The following is a 20,143-nucleotide window of genomic DNA, read 5'->3' on the forward strand; positions in this document are numbered from 1 at the left end:
CATAGCGGTTATATCGTCAGACAAAAAGAATACTTAAGGGATAACCCTTATGATTTTTTCTGGAATGGGACCCTGGATTGCGAACTCAATGCAAAAGCGGCCACAACGAAATCGTTGTGGCCGCATCCTTTTTGACACTGATAGTCTGTGCAATGACCTGTTGAAGCGCCTAGAACTCCATCGTCGCGCTCGCCACGACGGTTCGGGTCGGCGACGGGCTCACGTAGTAGCCCCATGCGGTGGTCCAGTAGCGACGGTTGAACAGGTTGTTGATGCCCGCGCGCAGCGTCACGTCCTTGCCGGCAATCCGCGTTTCATACCTGCCGCTCAGATCGTACGTCACGTATGCCGGCACGAATTGTGTGTTCGCTGCATCGACAGCCATGTCGCTGACATATTTGCCGCCAAACGCCAGCGTGAGCGGGCGCAGATACGACGGGTTGTATTCAATGCGGCCGGTCACCGTCAAGCGCGGTGCGCCATAGATCCGCTTGCCGTCGACGGCAACGTCGTCGATATCGACCGCCTTCGTGTTGAGCCACATCACGCCACCCAGTACGCGCCAGTCGCTGGTCAACTGAAGCCAGCCGGCTGCATCGATACCGGAATAACGTTTGGTGCCGTCCTGCACGAAAATGTTGGCCGAATTCGTGTAGTTATAACCCTGATCGACGCGAAATAGCGCGAGATTGGCGCCCCACTTCTGACGATCCGTCTTGAAGCCGACTTCATACTGTTTGCTTCGAAGCGGGCCATACGTGGTCGGGAAATTGACGTTGGTATTCGATGCCGCCCCACCCTGCTGCAGCGACTCCACGTAGCTCGCGTAGAGCGTCGAGTACGCGTCCGTCTTGAACATCAGCGCGACAGTCGGCGTGACCGGATTGGCGCTGTATTCCGCCATCACCGAGCCATCCGTGTTGTAGGTGTGCTGGCGGAACTGCGTGTAGCGCACGCCAAGCAGCGCGGAGAGGCGCGACGTGAACGCCACCGTATCGCTCGCGTAGAGCGCCGTTTGCGTCGTGCGCGACTGTCTGTAAAGGTTTTCGGCGATGTTGACTTCGGCATTGGTCAAGAGCGTACTGCCATACAGATTGCCGGTGCCGAGGCTATAGCCGTTGTTCCAGCCTTCGCTGTTGTCGTACTCGGTCATCTGCGACTGATAGCCCGCGCCAAACACGACATCGTGCTTTACGCTGCCGGTGTTGAACCTGCCCTGCACCATCGCGTCGACGTTCTGGTAGAAGTAGCGCGTCATCGCGGCGTAGAGCGTGTTCGAGTAGTCGCCCGCGTCGTTGAACACGAACAGCAGGCTGTCCGAGTTGGTGCGATTTTCCTTGGCAAAGCGGTACTTCACACTCGCGTGCCAGTTCTCGGACAGATGATAGTCGAGGCCCGTGCCAACCGAAGCCATTTCGACCTGGTAGAAGTTCTGCGGCTGCGTCAGTTCATGGGTAATCGTGCTTGCGTCGGGAATGCCAAGGCCGCCGCCAAACATGATGCCGAACAGCGTGCCATTAGTTTTGCGCTTTTGGTAAAACGCATCGGCGGACCACGTCAGATTCGGCGTAATCCGGAAATCCATCGCGAGCGAAGCCATCTTGCGCCGCAGATGACCATTGGCCTCGGCAGTATTGCCGTCTTCGTTCACCAGGTTCAAGCGGTAGCCAAAGCGATTGTCATTACCGAAGCGGCCACCCAGATCGAGCTTCTCGCTAAACACACCGGCGGACTGATAGCCGACCGAAAAGCTGCGGTACGGATCATCGGTCGGGCGCTTGAGCACGTAGTTAACGATGCCGCCCGGCGAGCCGAACCCGTACATGAAACCGGAGAGACCCTTGAGCAGCTCCACCCGCTCGAACTGCTCGAGCGCGAGATCGGTGTCCCACGAAGGGAAACTCTGGCCGTCGACCTTGATGCCGTTCAGCGTATCGATCGGCAGCCCGCGCACGGTGAACATCGAGTTTTCGCTAATCGAGTTATCGGCCGTCGCCGACACCGCCGGATCGTATTTGAAGAGATCGTTGGCCGTGTTCGCCATCAGATCCTGCGCTTCCTCGCTCGTCACGACATGGGTCGAGAACGGCGTATCGACCTGCTTGCGCGAACCCAGCGCGCCAGCGCTGACGGTATCGGCAGCCGCTGCCGTCGTGTCGCGCGAAGCAGTCACGCTGACCGTGGGCAGCGCGGCATCCCCCGACGCGGCGGCCTGCGCCCATCCAGACGACGACAGCGTGGACAGTGATAACCCCACGCTGGCCAGAAGCGCGACACTGAGAAACGACGACGGAGCACGGCTGGAACTACGTCCAAAGGTTGGGCGACGGACGTTGGTCAGATTCTGCATATTGTTTTTAGTCAGGCAGGCGGAAGCCCGTGCGACGCGGCATGCGCGGCACGACATCGCTCGAACGCGTGGTTGTTAAGCGGAAGGTTAATCAGCGAAGTGAATGTTAATGCAACTCATTCGCATTAACAACCAAAAACTTTCGAAAAGCTTTGCAGGAGAGCGATGGGAATTTCGCGGTTGCCGTCTGGCTCAGCGGGAAGCAGACGGCGTGTCGTGCCAGGGAGAAGTGATATTGGGCGCCCGATCCTGCTCTGCCGGATCTCCAGCGGGCAAGGTGACGTAGAACGTCGCACCTCGATCAACATTGTTTTCGGCCCAGATTCGACCGCGGTGCATGTCGACGATCGACTGACAGATCGACAGCCCCAGACCGAGCCCCTGGGGTTTTGAAGTGAAGAACGGCTTGAAGATCTTGTCGAGCCTGTCGGGTGCCAGACCGTGACCGTAATCGCGGACAGCAATGCGCACCATATCGTGACTATCCGGCTTGAGCGTCACCCGCACCTCGCGACAGGCGGACGGCACCGCATTCATTGCATCGAACGCGTTGAGCAGGAGATTCAGCAGCACCTGCTGTAGTTGCACCCTGTCGCCGCGCACTGGCTGCAGATCGCTATCGATGTCGAGCACCACACGCGTGCCGCGCACAATCGCGTCACTGCGCAGCAGAAAGACAACATCACGGATCACGCCTGCGAGATCGAGCGGCGCAACTTCAAGATCACCTTTCTTGACGACCGCGCGAATGCGCCGGATGACTTCGCTGGCGCGATAGTCATCCTTGACAATGTCAGAGAGAATTTCGCGTACTTCATCGAGATCGACCGGATCGAGCGCCATGAACCGCTGCGCGGCCTGCACATTGCTCAGGATCGCGGTAAGCGGCTGGTTCAACTCATGCGCAAGCGAACCGGCAAGCTGCCCCATCGTCGATACGCGCGTCAGATGCGCCAGATCCTGACGGTTGCGAAGCAGCTCGTATCGATCCGTCCGGTCGACGATGAACGCGAGTGTCACGCTGCGGTCATCGACGAGCACCGTGTTAAGGCCAAGTTCGATGCGCAATTCAGTGCCATCCTTGCGTTTCGCGAGGCGTTCGCGCATCGCTGGCGCGACCGGCATTTCCTGCATCAATGCTTCGTTTGAATACGCTTTGGCATCGCTCTCCATACATTGCGCTTCGGGCACCAGCACGTGGAATGGCTTGCCAGGTAATTCATCGCGTGCGTAACCGAACAGCACGGCAGTCTGTGTGTTCGCCTTCGCTATGCGACCCTGATCCCCGAGTATCAGCGCGGGCAGCGGTAACAATTCAAGTACGTGCTCGACGCTGTCATCATGTGCCCTGTGTCCGGTGCTATCCGCGCGCGAATGCGGCAAGACGCGCGAGCGCGCGGCCACGCTGTACGCCTGACGATGCACGACTCTCGCGGAGACGATCTCGCGAAAATGGTCAACGAACAATCGTCCGCCGCGTGATGTGCGCGGACCGCCCGACGGCATCTCTCGTGATGCAGCAGAGTGCGGATGTCCCGCTCGAATTCCGCGAGGTGTACCCGATCTGGCGAGCCACCAGATGATGATGGCTGTTTCCAGCACAACAAGAGCAGACATGACGATGCTCATAGCCGGGCCCCTCTCAAAGGCCAACAGCGAGACATACGCTGACAACGGCTGCCTTATCTATTTCAACAGAAGCCACTGTCTTCTACCCGGGAGACGGCCATCGAATGCGGATGTTGCCGTGCTGAACGGTCGGCCCAGGAAAGTCATCGACTGGTAACTGCGTCTTGCTGATTGCGCAAACACGTGTACGTTGGTCACCAGGCTGACATGTGGTTTGCCTGCGTGATTCATACACATACGGGAACGCTGCCAGCCGGACATGTGTAACACGCAATAACTGCAGATACCGTCACGTCAAGATTTAACCTGTGAATTGATCCTAGTACGCTGTGAGCAGATAGTAAACATCGCGCATGCCCACATTCGCAAAGGGTTTCGCGAAGCGTAGGCTGCTCGCCCAAAGCATGCTGGGGCACGATGGGAATGAGTCGCGATTACCGTGCGGCCCCGCGCAATTAGTCTGACTATCATGCGGCCCTACCAGCACGGGTAGAGGGCGGCATTGCACAGGTGTCCTTCGATTGCAGCGCAAAACATAGCGACGAATCGTGTCGCTATCTAACGCATCGCATTCTTCCGCCCCTCTGCATTGGTTGCGATCGCAATCTCATCCAGGTTCTGGGGATAGGGAAAGTTCATCCCAAGCAGCTGCCGCATTGTCGGGCTCGCACGTTTGACAAACGCTTCGCCGACCATCGCCCTGAGATCCTCCATCGGCTTCACGAACTTCGGCAGGTATTGAATCAGCACCGCGCTACGATCCTGCGCGCTGCGGTTAGGCATCGCGCAATGCCACGTCGCGCCGAAGAATACGATGGCATCCCCCGGTTCCGCTTCCATGCGCTCGCAGCGCTCGAAGAAAGCATCGCCCTCGCCCGGATAGCGCAGTTCGTGCTGCGTATGCGGCACGAACGCGGTTGCGCCTGTCTGCACGGTGAACGGATCAAGCGGAATCGTTACCTGCGCGTTGAGTGGAAACGATGCATTGATGCCGAGCGGAAATGATTCCGGCGCGTGAAAATCCCAGTACGGATAGTCGATGTGCGGCTCCTGGCCGGGACCATCCGGCAGGATGCGATTTGCCGCGATCGAACCCATGATGAATTCGGAACCCAGAAAACGTCGCATTGCATCGACGATCACCGGCTGCTCCGACATCTGCGAAAACACATCGCCCTTAGCCAGCAGATTCCACACGCGTCGTTGCAGATGCAGGCGCTGCTCTTCCGCAGCCTGTCCCTGAAAATGCGTCACCGTCTGCGCATGATCTTCCGAATACGCCATCACCACACGCCGCGCCTCGGCAACCTGCGCTTCGCTGAAAAGCCCGCGTATGCGAATTGCGCCCGGGCCGCGCGTCAACGCTTCAACAATCACATCCGGTGTAGCCGCACCGCTTTCGACACTATTCACGACCGTCTCCTTCAACGTGGCGCAGCACTGGCGGCCGCGTGATGAACAAGCATAAGAGACGAAACAGGCGATCTGCAAGAATAATTGCACAATAAAACCACATGGAATTTTCTTTCCATTTCGAACGCCTTGTCTGGCGTGGCAAAGCGAACCGCTTGATGGAAACCCATCATTTCCGGGGATGAAGGTCGACAAGCCTTCAACTATCGTTATCCCAACGAGAAGCCCGCCCGCTCTGCTCCATTGACGGTAAGGCCGCAAATATCCTATCCAGCAGGAGACAATCCATGTCCTCGACTTCCGGTGTCGACAGCGGCGCACCTGCGCCCGGCCTCACCGACAAGGCCTTCGACGATGCCATCGGCCAGCAGTGGTATCAGCCCGCCATTCCGCGCGCGGTACTCAAGGAATTGATGAAGCGCAGCGATATCGAAGGGTGGCGCAACTTCGGCCTGTGGCTCGTGCTGCTGGTCGCATCGGGTGCGGTGGCCGCGATGACATGGGGAACGTGGTGGGCCGTGCCGGCGTTCTTCGTCTACGGCACGATCTACTCGTCGAGCGACGCGCGCTGGCATGAACTCGCGCACGGCACGCCGTTCAAGACGCGCTGGGCCAATGACGTCTTCTATCACCTGTCGTCGTTCATGACGATTCGCGAAGGCTACTGGTGGCGCTGGAGCCATGCGCGGCATCACACGCACACGTACTTCCAGACACGCGACCCCGAGATCCAGGTCGCGCGTCCGACGAAGGTGTGGCCGATCGTCATCGACTTCCTTGGTCTCATGGGATGCACTATCGAAATCGGCAAGACCGTCAGGCACGCATTCGGTCGCGTCGATGCGGCTACCGATGCGTTCCTGCCCGCCAGTGAAAAGCCAAAGATGATCTGGTCGTGCCGCATCTATCTTGCGGTCGTCATCTTCACGATTGCGCTTGCGATTGCGATGCGCAGTTTCCTGCCACTGATGTTCGTCTGGACACCGCGCTTTTACGGCGGCTGGCTGCATCAACTGCTGGGTCTCACGCAACACGCCGGACTCGCGGTCAACGTCAAGGACCACCGGCTGAACACGCGCACTGTGTATATCAATCCGGTGTTCCGCTTTCTCTACCTGAACATGAATTACCACCTTGAACACCATCTTCTGCCGATGGTTCCGTTTCACGCACTGCCGCGTCTGCATGAAGCCATCAAGGATCAGTTGCCGCCCGCGTATCCGGGCCTTTACGCGACGTATCGCGAGATGCTGCCGGCGTTATGGAAACAGCGCTCCGATCCGCAGCATGTGATCGAGCGAGCGTTACCCGTCAAGCGCGCGCCAAACGGCGGCTTCACTGCGCAGCCCAACGCCTGAACACACGCCAGACAAACGGAGATTCTCGTGACCGTCGAAACGAACGACTTGAAGTGGGTTGTGGCCTGCGCGACTGACGATATCGATGAAGAGGACGTGATCCGCTTCGATCATGCGGGCGCGAGCTACGCGGTGTATCGCATCGACGAAGGGTTCTTCGCGTCTGATGGCTGGTGTACGCACGAACGCGCGCACCTTGCCGATGGCTTTGTGGTGAACCGCGAGATTGAATGTCCGCTGCATCAAGGGCGTTTCGACATTCCGACCGGCAAGCCCAAAAGCCCACCCGTATGCGTGCATCTGAAAACGTATCCGGTGCGCGTCGAAAATGGCGAAGTGCTGCTTGGCGTTCCCCCGCAGGACGGATCATGAAAAACCGCCCCGCGATGGTGATCGTCGGCGCGGGCCAGAGCGGCGCGCGCGCCGCCCACGCGTTACGCGATAACGGCTGGGACGGCGAAATCACGCTGCTTGGCAACGAAAGCGTCGCGCCGTATGACCGCCCGCCGCTTTCCAAGGCCGTGCTGCTTGGACAGAAAACCACGGCGCAATGCGCGCTCTATGATGAAGCGTTCTATCGCGACCAACGCATCGATCTGCGTATCGACGCATGCGTCCAGCACATCGATCGTGCCGCGCGGCAGGTCGTGCTTAAGGACGGCCTCGCGGTTCAGTATCACCGGCTGCTGATCGCAACCGGCGCCGAGCCACGCAAGCTGACGGTGCCTGGCGCCACGCTTGCTGGCGTGCATTACCTGCGCACCGTCGCCGATGCCGCGCTGATCGCCGACGAATTACAGCCAGGTCGAAAGATCGCCATCGTCGGTGCAGGCTTTATCGGGCTGGAAATAGCAGCAACGGCCATCACGCGTGGCTGCGAAGTCGTCGTGATCGAAGCAGCCTCGCGCGCCCTGATGCGCGCCGTGCCGGAAGTCGTCGCGGCGTATCTGGTGGAGCGTCACCGGCAGATGGGTGTCGATATCCGCTTTGCCGTGCAGGTCGACCGGATTGTCGGCGAGCGGCGCGCGAGTGGCGTCAAACTCTCCGACGGCACCCTGCTCGCGTGCGATTGCGTGATTGCCGGCATCGGTGTGAAACCACGCACCGAACTCGCGGAAGCCGCGGGTATCGACGTCGCCGATGGCATTGCCGTCGACGATACGCTGCGCACCAACGACCCGCACATCTTCGCGGCAGGTGACGTCTGCTCGTTTCCGCATCGGCTGTTTCGGCGGCGTATCCGCCTCGAATGCTGGAAGAATGCGGAAGATCACGCGCGTATCGTCGCGCGGAACATGCTTGACCGCGGCGAGACGTATTCCGAAGTACCGTGGTTCTGGTCCGATCAGTACGACATGACGATCCAGATCGCCGGCATGCCCGCCTTCGCGGTAACGACGGCTGTGCGCGGAACAGGCACCACGTCCCGTATATTCTTCGCCCTCGACCGCGATGGCGTGCTGGTGGGTGCAAGCGGCGTTGGCAACGCGAGCGAAATTGCAAAGGACGTGCGCGTGGCGCAGGCACTGATCGCACGGCGTACGGTTATCGAACCCGCGCTGCTTGCCGATCGCCACGTCAAGCTCAAACCGCTGCTGACCGCGGAGGCTCTATGACACAGCGCCTCGAAATCTATCAGTCAATGTGGGCGATGGAGCGCCGTCAGACCGATGGTCATGAGCGCTCGCTGGAAACGAACATCGCGATGATCGCGCAGGCAGGCTTCGATGGGGTCAGCGCCGGGTATGCATCGCGTGATGAAGCGCGTCGTCTTGCGGAGCTGCTTGCCGCCACGGGCATGCATGCGGAAGCACAATGTTTTCCGCGCACGGTCGACGATCTTCAGCCCGTGCTTGAGCTTGCAACAGAGTTCGGCGTACATCACATCGATCTGCAACCCGATGTCCGGCCGCGTCGGATCGACGAATGTCTGAAGCTGATTGACGGCTGGACGCGTCTTGCGGAACAGGTGGATTTTCCGGTGTATATCGAAACGCACCGCGACCGCATGACGACCGATCTGCACTTCACGCTCGATCTGCTCGATGCGCGTCCTGACATGAAGCTGCTCGGCGACATCTCGCATTACCTCGTCGGGCGCGAATTCGCATGGCCCGTCTCCGACGAAAATCACGCGATGATGCATCGCATCCTCGATCATTCGTGGGCATTTCATGGGCGCGTCGCGAGCCGCGAACAGGTGCAGATCGAAATCTCGTTCGAGCCGCACCGGATGTGGGTCGACCTGTTTCTCGACTGGTGGCGCTACGGCTTTACGTCATGGCGACGCCGTGCCGGTCCCGACGATTCGCTCACGTTCACCTGCGAACTCGGACCGAAGCCTTACGCAATCATCGGCCGCGACGGCAACGATACGACCGACCGCTGGGCCGAGTCGCTGCTGATGCGCGACTGGATACGCGACCTATGGAATGAAGTCGTTCTGGAAGACGAAAGTCTGGTCGTTAGCCGCTAATCGCCTGGCGGCAGATTTTCACGTAACAGCACGGTCACCGGAATCTGTTGAGGCAGCGCGACGCCCGGGTCACGGTGATAGTGCCGCAGAACGATTTCGATCGAACGCATCGCTTCGCCCGCCGGGTTCTGGTCGAGAACAGCGTCGAGCGTGCCTTCGATCAGCAGGCGCCGCGAGGTTTCGTTGAGTTCGTGGCCGACGAATACCGTCGAACGGACGCGGTCGAGCGCGAGCAATGCCGCGCCGACGCCTTCGTCACCGACCGAAATGTTGTAGATCCCGCGCAGGTCGGGATAGCGCCGGAAGGCGTCGCGAGTCAGGCGCTCGGTGACAACCGACTGCTCACGGCTCTCTACCGTTTCGACGATGTCGCAGTTTGGAAACCGGCGCCGCAACACCGAACGAAAGCCGCTTTCGCGTTCTTCATGGCCGAGGAAATCATGCATGCCCGTCAACACGAGCACCTTACCGCCCGCATCGCCGAGAAAGCGCCCCATCAGTTCGCCTGCCACGCGTCCTGCGCAGCGGTTGTCGATACCGACATAGGCGAGCCGCCCGGTGCCCGGCAGATCGCTTGCAAGCGTGACGACGGGGATCGTGCGGCTAACGTGCCGCAACGCAGCGGTGATGTCCGGATGCTCGTACGCGACGATCACGAGCGCATCGGCTTTCTGCGTCGTGCGCCGGATCGTCTCCACCACGCGCGCTGGTTCGAGACTATCGAAGTACGTCACGGCGCAGATCACGCGCTGCGCTTCGAAGGCCTTCTGCGCAACTTCGAAGCCCTGCTTGAGCGACACGTAATACTGCGCGACCGGTTGCTGCAAAAGAATCGCGATGCGCAGCCAGCGTACCGACACCGAGTCGAGCGCACGATCGATCTTCAGCTTGCGCGCCCATTCGAGCACGCCCATTTCCTTCTCACGCGACACGCCACCGCGACCGTTCAACACGCGATCGACGGTTGCCTCGCTGACGCCCGCCGCCTTCGCGATGTCGGCCATGCTCGTCTTGCGGCGGGTGGTATTGGACACGCGGCTGGACATACGGCTGGCCCCGGGATGAACGACAGAAATAGAAAGCGACGATGACACGATCATCGCATCACCGCACCGGCGCATCAAGCCGGGCACATGAAACACCTACAGTCCCAGCCCAGGCAACAGGACATATCAGGAGACAAAGATGAACCCGAAAACCCACTTCGTACGTACGCGGCCCAGGGCAACCCGGCTCGCGATCGCCGCATGCATTGCGTGCTCGCTGTTTTCAGCGGGCGCGGCAAGGAGCGCCGAACCGCTCAACATCGTGATGCTGACCCACGGCGCCGCGACCAACGCTTTCTGGCAAGCCGTGAAAAAAGGCTTCGACGACGCCTGCGTACGCGTTCAGGCGCATTGCCAGATGGTCTTTACACAGACAGACGGCTCGATCGAGCAGCAAAGCTCGAACTTCCAGGCCGCCCTCGCCCGCAAGCCCGATGCAATCCTGACGACGATCGTCGACGACAAGGCGTTGACTTCGATGATCAACGACGCGCGCTCGAAGAACGTGATGGTGATCGCCTACAACGTCGACCAGAGCGGCGGCGCATCGGGCGCTGCAAAACGTCAGGCCTTCATCGGACAGAACTTCGTGCCCGCAGGACGCAGCCTTGCGCAACAACTCACACGACAGTTTCCTAAGGAAGGCCCGATCCGCGTGCTAGTCGGCGTGAGCGCACCGGGACAGAACTGGGCTGAGCAGCGCGCGAAAGGCGTGATGCAGGGCCTCGACGACTGGAAGCGCGCCAACCCCAATCGCAAGATCGTGATCGACCGCCTCGACTCGGGCACCGATCTGTCGGTGACCGGCGAACGCGTCGGCGCTTACCTCACCGCGCACCCGGATACGACTGCGTACTTTGACATGGGCTTCTTCCATGCTGCCGTCGCGCAGACGCTAAAGGATCGCGGCGTGCCGCCGGGCAAGGTGCTGCTCGCAGGCTTTGACATCGTGCCGCAGGTGCTGCAGATGATGAAGGCGGGTTACATCCAGGCGGAAGTCGATCAGCAGCCGTACACGCAGGGCTTCATGCCCGTGATGCAGGTGTATCTCGCGAAGTCGTTTGGTCTTGCGCCCGCCGATATCAACACCGGTGATTCGCTTGTGATGCCCGCTCAGGCTGACTCGGTGATCGCGCTGTCGCAAAAGGGCCTGCGCTAGGAGACTGCGATGAAGAAGCTGCTCAAGATCTACCTGCAGAAGCCCGAACTTGCGGGCATCGTCCTGCTTGCCCTGCTGATCGCGCTGTTCCAGCTCCGTTCGCAGATGGTGTTCCTGAGCGCCGAGAATGTGCGCGGCATTCTGGGCGTGTTGCCGGAAGTCGGACTCGTTGCGATCGGTGTCACGTTGTTGATGATCTGCGGCGAATTCGATCTGTCGGTGGGCTCGGTGTTCGCGCTTACGCCAATGTCGATCACATTGCTCGTCAACGCCGGCGTGCCGTTCTGGCCGGCGTTTTTGATCGGACTTGTGGTGGCCGCCGCAATCGGCCTGATGAACGGGCTGATCACGCTCGTGTTCAACATACCAAGCTTCATCACGACGCTCGGCATGCTGTTCATCGTGAGATCGCTGACCGTCGTGCTATCGGGCGGCTTTCCGCCGAACCTGCCGATCGAGCAGATGCCCACGCACCTGTTCGTGAGTTTCATCGGACCGGAGGGTCTGTTTCGCGCTTCATTCCTCTGGTTCATCGGGATCGGTGCGGCTGCGGCCGTACTGCTCTCTGCCACCAACCTCGGCAACTGGATGAAGGCAACGGGCGGCTTTCTTGAAGCGTCCATTTCGAGCGGTGTGCCCGCGCGGCGCGTCAAGCTGTTTTCGTTCGTGCTGTGCGCGGTGCTTGCGGGCTTCGCCGGCTTGATCCAGGTGCTACGCCTGGGCGCTGCATTGCCCTCGATCGGCGACGGACTCGAACTGCAGGCGGTCGCTGCGGCGGTGATCGGTGGCACTGCCCTTTCTGGCGGCATCGGCAACGTACTGGGTGCGGTAGTCGGTGCGCTGTTGATCCGCGTGATCGACAACGGCCTCGTGCTGACCCAGGTCGACGCGAACTGGTTCAAGTTCGCAGTCGGCAGCCTGACCATCTTCGCCGTGGTCGCCAACGCATGGATGCGCCGCACGGCACGACATCTCAAGGTGCAGCTATGAACACACTCTCATCGCACCCCGCGGAGCTGCTTTCGTATCCGGACGAAAGCGTCGATATCGATGGCGTCCCGGCGCCGCTCATGGCGGTGCGCAATATGCACAAATGGTATTCCGGCGTGCATGCGCTCAAGGGCGTCAGCCTGGAGTTCAAGCGTGGTGAGGTCGTCGGCCTGCTTGGTGATAATGGCGCGGGCAAATCGACGCTCATCAAGATTCTTTCGGGCGTGCATCGGCCGGATGAAGGCGAGATCCTGTTTCAGGGTCAGCCCGTGCGGATCAAATCGCCCAAGGCGGCGATGCAACTTGGCATCGAAACGATTCATCAACACAACTCGCTGGTGCCGAATCTTTCCATCGCGCGCAATCTGTTCATTGGACGCGAGCCGCTGCTCTTCTCGCTGTTCGGTATCGGTCCAATGAATCACGCGCGCATGCGCACCGACGCGGTCAAGGCGATCGCGGATGTCGATCTGCATCTGCGTTCGGCGGAAGCCCTGCTTGGCGAACTGTCGGGCGGACAGCGTCAGGGCGTTGCGATCGCGCGTGCGATGCACTTCAAGTCGAAGCTGCTGATCCTTGACGAGCCGACGAATCATCTCTCGGTCAAGGAGACCGGGAAGGTCATTGGATTCGTGCGCGGTTTGTCGGAGCAAGGTATTACTGGCGTGTTCATCAGTCACAACCTGCAGCACGTGTTTCATTCGTGTGATCGCATCGTCGCGATGGCGCGCGGTGAAGTCGTGCTCGACCGGCCTGTCGCGCAGACGTCGATCGAGGAAGTGACCGACCTGCTTTGATCAACCCTTCAGCGAGAAGAATCACATGGGACAGTTCGATGCAAAGGTGACCGTCGTCACCGGTGGCACACAAGGGCTCGGTGCGGCAATCGCGGCACTGTTTGTGGAGCGTGGTGCTAGAGGCGTGGTGATCTGCGGACGTTCGAAGGAAAAAGGTGAAGCAAGGGCCGCAGAACTCAACAAGGCGGGCAGCGCGGAAGTGCGCTTCGTGCAGGCCGATCTGTCACGCGTTGAAGACTGTCGCGCGGTGATTGCAGCCGCAGACAGACACTTTGGCCGCGTCGATGTGCTCGTCAATGCCGCAGCAATGACGGATCGCGGCACGATACTCGACACAAGCCCCGATCGCTTCGACAGCATCTTCGCGACTAACGTGCGCGCGCCGTTTTTTCTGATGCAGGAAGCGGTCAAGCTCATGCGCCGCGAAAAGACGGAAGGCACCATCGTCAATATCTGCTCGATGTCGGCCATGGCCGGGCAACCGTTTATCGCGGCGTATTGCGCATCCAAAGGTGCGCTCGCCACGCTCACGCAGAATACCGCTTACGCGCTATTGCGCAATCGCATCCGCGTGAATGGTTTGAATCTCGGCTGGATGTCGTCAGATGGCGAAGACCAGATTCAGCGCACCTATCACGGCGCATCTGACGACTGGCTCGTTCAGGCCAATGCCGCGCAACCATTCGGCCGGCTCATCGACCCTGCGGAAGCCGCACGTGCGGTTGCGTTCCTCGCGAGCGCGGAGTCGGGTCTGATGACGGGATCAATGGTGAACTTCGATCAGTCGGTGTGGGGCGGGTTCGACGATGCCCCGCATCCAGCTCAGCCGCTTTAGGCGAAACATGCTCCAAAGCGCAACGTTTCACTCTGGCGCAGGATTTGCTTGATAGCGGGTCCACGGTTCGACAATACGACCGGGCCCACATCAGACAGGAGGAGACAATGCGCGATGACATCTGTCACGGCGCGGCACCTTTAGCGTCCCGCGAGACGGCCTGGCTTACGCCTTCCATACAAAAGTCGCATGCACGCTCCGAAACCTTTGGCTTAAGCGCGCTGATGCGTCCGGACTACGACGTGCTGTCTGCGGCCGAACTCGCATTGAAGCTCGAGCAGAGCCGCATCCTGTGCGCGCACGCGACGCCCGTGATGGAGACGCTGCACGAGCAGATCGTCAACACGCAAAGCATGATCGTGCTGACGGACTCCGACGGGCTGATTCTCCACTCTGTCGGCGACGACGATTTCCTGCGGCGCGCGGAAAAGGTCGCACTGCGCCCCGGCGCAAACTGGGCCGAAGACAGACAGGGGACGAATGCGATCGGCACGGCGATCGCCGAACGCACCCCCACCGTAGTTCACGGCGATCAGCATTATCTGGCGGCCAACCGCTTCCTGACGTGCTCCAGCGTGCCGATTCTCGATCCGTATGGCGATCTGATCGGCGTGCTCGACGTCACGGGCGATCATCGCAGCTACCATCAACATACGATGGCGCTCGCGAGGATGTCCGTGCAGATGATCGAAAATCATCTGTTCACGAATACATTCCGTGAGACCTTGCGGATCGCCTTCCACGGACGCCCTGAATTCCTCGGCACGTTGATGGAGGGCATCGCTGCGTTCACATGCGACGGACGCTTTCTGTCCGCTAACCGCAGCGCGCAGTTCCAGCTAGGCCTGCCACTCAATGCGTTGCGCGCGCATACGTTGTCTTCGCTCTTTGGCGTCACAGGCGCGCAACTCATCGATCGTTCATCCGCAAGCCACGGGCAGCATCTTTCGCTCGACCTGCATAACGGCACCGTGGTGTGCGCGAACGTGGAGTTAAGGCGTCCGTCGCTGACAGGCGGGAACGTGCCCTCTTCGACGCATGCCGACGCTCAGTCCACGCCGCGCGGGAACGTGCAGCAGGCGCCCGCACGGCCCGTTCCCCTTTCACGGTTGAGCTGTCTCGACACGGGCGATCCCCAGGTGGCCTCGGTCATCGCCAAGGTGCGGAAGGTGACCGGCAAGGACATTCCCATTCTGATCACCGGCGAAACCGGCACCGGCAAGGAGCTGCTCGCGCAGGCGATTCACAACGATTCGCCCCGGCACGCGCGTCCATTCGTTGCGGTGAATTGCGCATCGATTCCTGAATCGCTGATCGAATCGGAACTGTTCGGTTATGAGGAGGGCGCCTTTACCGGCGCGCGGCGCAAGGGCTCGGCCGGCAAGCTGCTGCAAGCCAACGGCGGCACGCTGTTCCTCGACGAAATCGGAGACATGCCTTACCCGCTGCAAGTGCGCCTGCTGCGCGTGTTGCAGGAACGGCTCGTCAATCCGCTCGGCTCCGTCAAGGCGATTCCCGTTGATATCGCGCTGGTTTGCGCAACCCATCGCGATCTGCGCAAAATGATTGCGCAGAACCGCTTCCGGGAAGATCTTTACTACCGCCTCAATGGACTCGTAGTCAAGCTGCCACCGCTGCGCGAGCGAACCGACCTCTCATGCGTGATTCAGAAGATGCTTCAATGTGAGTCGCCGCATGGCAGCGACGGGCCCCTTAGCGTCGATAACGAAGTCATGACGATGTTCGAACAATGCGCATGGCCGGGGAATTTCCGGCAACTGGGCAATCTGCTACGCACCGCGGCCGCCATGGTCGATGAGGATGGCGTGATCCGCCGCGAACATCTGCCCGATGATTTCTTTGACGATCTGGGTGCGACCACGCCGCCCGTTACCGCTCTTTGCGATGTCGGCGCACTTCAGGGTGCAAGCCTGCAGGATGTCGCCGCGTCTGCGATTGCGTCCACGCTTGCGAAACATGGCGGCAATGTGTCCGCCGCCGCGCGCGCACTTGGCATCTCACGCAATACGATTTACCGCAAGCTTCCGACAGTTTCAGCTATAGATGAGGGCAAACCCTGCCCTGCTGACTGACGCGCTATCACACAGCCACCATGCGCGCGCATCAACCACACCTGACGTCCAGTCCAGACTGTTCCGCCACTGTTCAGTTTTCTAACACCCCTGTGCCACGATGCAACAGTACGTCTGCGCCTGTTCACACACGGATGCATCGGCATGGAGCTTGCATTGCTGTACGCGACCGCATCTCAAGACGCGGTTTGCTTCATACACAACCTCACCCTGGAGACAACCATGCAGTGGACGACACCCGCCTATACCGACCTTCGTTTCGGTTTCGAAATCACCCTGTATATCGCGACCCGCTGATGTGACGATGAATGCGCTGCCGCCCCGTTATCGATTCCTGACGGTTGCGGCGGCGTCCACAGCAACGTTCGACACCCTTCAAAAGCCGCACGACGCATGAGCTCGCCGAACGTAGAAACCAGCATGAATCCCCGACCGCGTTTGCGGCCCCTCTTCCATGTGCAACGGGAAACAGCGACCCGTGGCTGGGCGTTGCTCTCGCTGAAAGGCGCGATAGAACTTAATCCGAGCGCCGGCGAAATTCTCGTGCGTTGTGACGGTACACGTGAACTCGACGAGATCATCGATGAACTCGAAGCGCTTTTCAGCACGTCCGATCTCGCTGCCGATATCTATCGTTTTATCGATCAGGCACGCCAGCGCGGCTGGATCGAATGACATGCAAAAAAGCGCGTCCTGCTTCTCCGCTTAAGGAAATGCAGGACGCGCCCCACAACTTTGCTTTCTACACTGTGCGTCTATCGCGAAGCGCCGGCGTTAAGCGGTGTCGCCGATGCGCGTGCATCGTCGGCGGTCAGCTTTGCGTTACCTGCCTGATAGCCGTTTGAGTACAACAGGAACGACATGATGTCCGCGTAGTCCTGCGGCTTCATCTTTCCAGGACGATCGGCCGGCATGTTGGACGCCATATAGGCGTACACGCCGCCTATCGTCAAATGTGCATTCGCGGCGGGTGCAAACGCGGGACCGCGTAACGCCGGCGCATTCACGCCTTGCAGATCAGCACCATGGCATTTAGCGCATGAGCCTGAGTAGAGACTCTTGCCATGCGCGACCTGGGCGCGATCGAATGAAGGCGGACCCTCAGCGACGGTCGCATCGACCTTGAGAAAGCCACCGCCTGATGTCTCCGTTGCAGCAAGCGCGGCCTGTCGCCACCCAACGGTCGTGCGTGCCGGACCATCGCGAAACGCAAATGTCGCCGACGACTTTCTGGCGGCCAAAGCCGAATCCGGCAACGTCCATTTATGCGTAAGCGACGCAAGCCTTCCATCAGACGCCATCCTGCCGAGCGCAACATCGATCCGCTGACGCATCGATGCACTGTTCGCGCCAAATGCGAACACGAGACGCCAGTCGGCATAGGGCGACGTCGTTCCGCTGACGTCGAACTGCTGCTGCGGATGAGCGATTGCATAAGCCACCACCGCCGGATACCAGACGATCGCTCGCCGCGCATGACCCGTCGCGACTGCGTCGACGGTCAACGCTGCCGTATTCTCCAGATCAAGCGTGACGTCCCGCTGCTGCACGGCAATCAGCTGCGCCGGACTGGCATACGTCGCAGCCACAACGTCATCCGCTCCTGTTGACGGAGGAGCGGCATCCTTCTTCGTCACGCTGACGTATCCCGAGCGCAGATAGCCGCGCGAGAAAAGCAGCTTGCTGTCGGATCCGTTTGCGACCGTTGACTGGGGGAACCCGGCAATCACATCGCAACTGCGCTTTAAAGCCTTGTCGAGTTCGTGGATGGAAACGCCGTCATCATCGCTGCTGTCGAAACCGCCCTTCGCGAACGAAGCTGCAATGCCCGCCGTTCTGAACGCTTCGCGCGCGACGGACTGATCGAGCGTGGTCGATGGGCTGCCGGGAAACGTGCAGACGCGCACGTCTGCGATCGCGCTACCCGGTCCGAGCGAGACACCGGCCATGACAAGGCTCGCGGCGCCTATGGATTTAAGTCGACTGTTCATGAGCATCAACCTTGATTGAGCGCGAAAACATAGAGCGTGCCGCCGCGCGGTACCTTTTCTGCGGCCTTGGCCATCGGTCCGCCCCAGATCGGATTGGCGCCGCCGTAGCCTGCGAGAATCGCAACATATTCCTTGCCATCGATTTCAAACACCGAAGGTTGCGCAACGATGCCGCTCGCGAGCTTCGGACTTTGCCAGAGCACCTTACCGGTGTTTTCGTCGAAGGCATAAAGGTGACCGTCGAGCGAGCCGCTAAACGCAAGGCCGCCGGCTGTCGTCGCCACGCCGCCATTCCATGGCAGCTTCGTCCAGTGGCTCCAGACCTTTTTGCCCGTGTTCACGTCGATCGCCTGCAATTCGCCGTATCCTTTACTGCCCGGTTCCGGTTTGATCTCAAAACCCTCACCCAGATACGGCAAGCCTTCCATGTAGTTCACCGACTTGCCCGACAGCGACATGCAGGCGTGCAACGCGGGCACGATTGCAAGATGTTTTTCTGGATCGTATGAAACCGACCACCAGTTCTTGCCGCCCAGGAAGCTCGGGCAGGTTTCGATGGTCGTACCTGCCTTCGGATACTTCGTGTCGTCCTGAATCGGTGCGCCTTCGGCCGTATAACCCGTGACCGATGTTGCAGTCACAAACGGCTTTGCATAGATCAGCTTGCCGTTCGTGCGGTCGATTGCGTGGAAGAAGCCATTGCGGTCTGCGTGAATGATCGCGTCATAGTCCTTGTCCTGATACTTGATCTTCGCGAGGACCGGGGTGTTCACGCCGTCATAGTCCCAGGTGTCATGACGCGTGTACTGGTAGTGCCACTTGAGATCGCCTGACTTCGGATCGAGCGCGAGCAGTGAATCGGAATAGAGGTTGTCGCCCGGACGAAGGTCCGCAAGCCACGGACCGGGATTGCCCACACCCCAGTAAAGCGTTCGCGATGCTGCGTCATACGTACCCGTCAGCCAGGCGGGTGCTCCGCCGTGCTCCTGCATGCCCTTGGGCCACGTATCGCCATACTTTTCGCTCGCGGCAGGGACGGTAAAGCGCTTCCACAGCAGGTTGCCGTCATCAGGATTGAGCGCAGCGATAAACCCGCGTGCACCGTATTCGCCGCCCGCGCTGCCGACCACCAGCGCGCCATCGAGTGCAAGTGGTGCGAGCGAAAATGCGTAGCCCATGCCCGGCTCAAACATCTGCTTCTTCCATACGACGGCGCCAGTCTGCGCGTCGAGCGCGGCGACTTCACCGCTCAGCATCGCCACGTAGACGTTCTTTCCGTATAGCGCAACGCCACGGTTTATCACGTCGCAACACGCAGTCTTGAACGATTCAGCGCCGAGCTTCGGCTCATATTTCCAGAGCTGCTTGCCGGTCTCCGCATCGAACGCGTAGACGTTATCCTTCGGCGTGGTCACGAAAAGATAGTGTCCATTGACGATCGGCGTCGCTTCGAATCCCTGCTGAAGCTCAGCGGGAAACTTGTAGCTCCAGACCTGCTTCAGATTCCTGACGTTGGTCGTATCGACCTGTTTGAGCGGCGAATGCGCCTGACCGTTGTATGTGCGGTAGTAAGTGAGCCAGCCGGGGTCGCCTTGAGCATCGGTCAGCCGCTGATAGGTGACCGATGGATAGTCGTCAGCAGCTACGGCTGATCCGAGTGCCAGCGTGACCGCGACCGCGACACCCATTGCAAGCGCCGTGGGCCGCGTCGTCGAAGCGAAACGTGTTTTCATGCGTGTCTCCTGTTTGGTTGTCGACGCGATGCCTTGCCGCGGCTCCATCGTCCGGTAATCGCAGACCAGGCTGCGCACCGTTCAAGGCAAATCGCGTGCCATTGATGCTGCGTACGGCACAACGCCGGAGACTCACGCGCTGCGTGCAGTGTGGTGTTTGAAGCGCCAGGGTCAGGAGACACACAGGTGTTGCAGCAGAGGACAGCGCAGACAGAATGTGTTGCTAAAGAAGACAGTCGAGTGTGAAAACCCGCTCGTCAGTTACAGCGAAGA

At 60.0% G+C, this 20,143-nt stretch carries 17 protein-coding genes; 11 read left to right on the forward strand and 6 right to left on the reverse strand.

Features of this window, described 5'->3' with window-relative positions:
• Positions 1 to 169 precede the first annotated feature (169 nt).
• The 3 genes from P3T16_RS11720 to P3T16_RS11730 form a co-directional block, all read right to left on the reverse strand.
• A complete protein-coding gene (locus P3T16_RS11720; protein ID WP_429342415.1) occupies positions 170 to 2,350 on the reverse strand; it encodes a TonB-dependent siderophore receptor in 2,181 nt (726 codons plus the stop codon).
• A 192-nt stretch (positions 2,351 to 2,542) separates the two neighbouring features.
• The gene (locus tag P3T16_RS11725) at positions 2,543 to 3,967 is read right to left on the reverse strand and encodes an ATP-binding protein (protein ID WP_429342416.1); all 1,425 of its coding nucleotides are present in this window, start codon (positions 3,965 to 3,967) and stop codon (positions 2,543 to 2,545) included.
• A 570-nt stretch (positions 3,968 to 4,537) separates the two neighbouring features.
• Positions 4,538 to 5,392, reverse strand: coding sequence for a phytanoyl-CoA dioxygenase family protein (locus P3T16_RS11730; protein ID WP_429342417.1), 855 nt, complete (start codon positions 5,390 to 5,392; stop codon positions 4,538 to 4,540).
• A gap of 287 nt (positions 5,393 to 5,679) precedes the next feature.
• On the opposite strand from P3T16_RS11730, the gene P3T16_RS11735 reads away from it, so the two are divergent.
• The 4 genes from P3T16_RS11735 to P3T16_RS11750 are packed head-to-tail and all read left to right on the forward strand — an operon-like array spanning position 5,680 to position 9,226.
• Complete coding sequence (locus tag P3T16_RS11735; RefSeq protein WP_429342418.1) at positions 5,680 to 6,750, forward strand: fatty acid desaturase; 1,071 nt, start codon at positions 5,680 to 5,682, stop codon at positions 6,748 to 6,750.
• A 27-nt stretch (positions 6,751 to 6,777) separates the two neighbouring features.
• Positions 6,778 to 7,122: a non-heme iron oxygenase ferredoxin subunit gene (locus tag P3T16_RS11740; RefSeq protein ID WP_429255238.1), complete on the forward strand. Its 345-nt coding sequence runs from the start codon at positions 6,778 to 6,780 to the stop codon at positions 7,120 to 7,122.
• Positions 7,119 to 8,366 (forward strand): NAD(P)/FAD-dependent oxidoreductase, encoded by a 1,248-nt coding sequence (locus P3T16_RS11745; RefSeq protein WP_429342419.1) that lies wholly within the window; start codon positions 7,119 to 7,121, stop codon positions 8,364 to 8,366. The genes P3T16_RS11740 and P3T16_RS11745 overlap by 4 nt, the downstream gene beginning before the upstream one ends.
• The gene (locus P3T16_RS11750; protein ID WP_429342420.1) at positions 8,363 to 9,226 is read left to right on the forward strand and encodes a sugar phosphate isomerase/epimerase family protein; all 864 of its coding nucleotides are present in this window, start codon (positions 8,363 to 8,365) and stop codon (positions 9,224 to 9,226) included. Before P3T16_RS11745 ends, P3T16_RS11750 begins: the two co-directional genes overlap by 4 nt.
• Here P3T16_RS11750 and P3T16_RS11755 read toward each other — a convergent pair.
• The gene (locus P3T16_RS11755; RefSeq protein ID WP_429342421.1) at positions 9,223 to 10,272 is read right to left on the reverse strand and encodes a LacI family DNA-binding transcriptional regulator; all 1,050 of its coding nucleotides are present in this window, start codon (positions 10,270 to 10,272) and stop codon (positions 9,223 to 9,225) included. The genes P3T16_RS11750 and P3T16_RS11755 overlap by 4 nt on opposite strands.
• A gap of 139 nt (positions 10,273 to 10,411) precedes the next feature.
• Here P3T16_RS11755 and P3T16_RS11760 point away from each other — a divergent pair, with 139 nt between their 5' ends.
• The 7 genes from P3T16_RS11760 (at position 10,412) to pqqD (ending at position 16,821) form a co-directional block, all read left to right on the forward strand.
• Positions 10,412 to 11,431 (forward strand): sugar ABC transporter substrate-binding protein, encoded by a 1,020-nt coding sequence (locus tag P3T16_RS11760; RefSeq protein WP_429342422.1) that lies wholly within the window; start codon positions 10,412 to 10,414, stop codon positions 11,429 to 11,431.
• 9 nt (positions 11,432 to 11,440) lie between these two features.
• Positions 11,441 to 12,421 carry an ABC transporter permease gene (locus tag P3T16_RS11765; RefSeq protein ID WP_429342423.1) on the forward strand — a complete coding sequence of 327 codons (981 nt, stop codon included), beginning with the start codon at positions 11,441 to 11,443 and terminating at the stop codon, positions 12,419 to 12,421.
• The gene (locus P3T16_RS11770) at positions 12,418 to 13,218 is read left to right on the forward strand and encodes an ATP-binding cassette domain-containing protein (protein WP_429342424.1); all 801 of its coding nucleotides are present in this window, start codon (positions 12,418 to 12,420) and stop codon (positions 13,216 to 13,218) included. Before P3T16_RS11765 ends, P3T16_RS11770 begins: the two co-directional genes overlap by 4 nt.
• A 25-nt stretch (positions 13,219 to 13,243) precedes the next feature.
• Positions 13,244 to 14,053: an SDR family oxidoreductase gene (locus P3T16_RS11775; RefSeq protein ID WP_429255245.1), complete on the forward strand. Its 810-nt coding sequence runs from the start codon at positions 13,244 to 13,246 to the stop codon at positions 14,051 to 14,053.
• Between the two features lie 107 nt (positions 14,054 to 14,160).
• A complete protein-coding gene (locus P3T16_RS11780) occupies positions 14,161 to 16,146 on the forward strand; it encodes a sigma-54-dependent Fis family transcriptional regulator (RefSeq protein ID WP_429342425.1) in 1,986 nt (661 codons plus the stop codon).
• A gap of 222 nt (positions 16,147 to 16,368) precedes the next feature.
• Entirely contained in the window at positions 16,369 to 16,443 is a 75-nt protein-coding gene (gene pqqA / locus P3T16_RS11785; RefSeq protein WP_429255564.1) for a pyrroloquinoline quinone precursor peptide PqqA, read from the forward strand.
• Between the two features lie 96 nt (positions 16,444 to 16,539).
• Complete coding sequence (gene pqqD, locus P3T16_RS11790; protein WP_429342426.1) at positions 16,540 to 16,821, forward strand: pyrroloquinoline quinone biosynthesis peptide chaperone PqqD; 282 nt, start codon at positions 16,540 to 16,542, stop codon at positions 16,819 to 16,821.
• Positions 16,822 to 16,901: 80 nt separating this feature from the next.
• Here pqqD and P3T16_RS11795 read toward each other — a convergent pair whose 3' ends face one another.
• The gene (locus P3T16_RS11795; RefSeq protein WP_429342427.1) at positions 16,902 to 18,137 is read right to left on the reverse strand and encodes a c-type cytochrome; all 1,236 of its coding nucleotides are present in this window, start codon (positions 18,135 to 18,137) and stop codon (positions 16,902 to 16,904) included.
• 5 nt (positions 18,138 to 18,142) lie between these two features.
• On the reverse strand, positions 18,143 to 19,870 hold the full coding sequence (locus P3T16_RS11800) for a methanol/ethanol family PQQ-dependent dehydrogenase (protein WP_429342428.1): 1,728 nt from the start codon (positions 19,868 to 19,870) through the stop codon (positions 18,143 to 18,145).
• Positions 19,871 to 20,143 lie beyond the last annotated feature (273 nt).

Origin of the sequence: Paraburkholderia sp. GAS42, from assembly GCF_050436565.1 — a bacterium.
Taxonomy (GTDB): domain Bacteria; phylum Pseudomonadota; class Gammaproteobacteria; order Burkholderiales; family Burkholderiaceae; genus Paraburkholderia.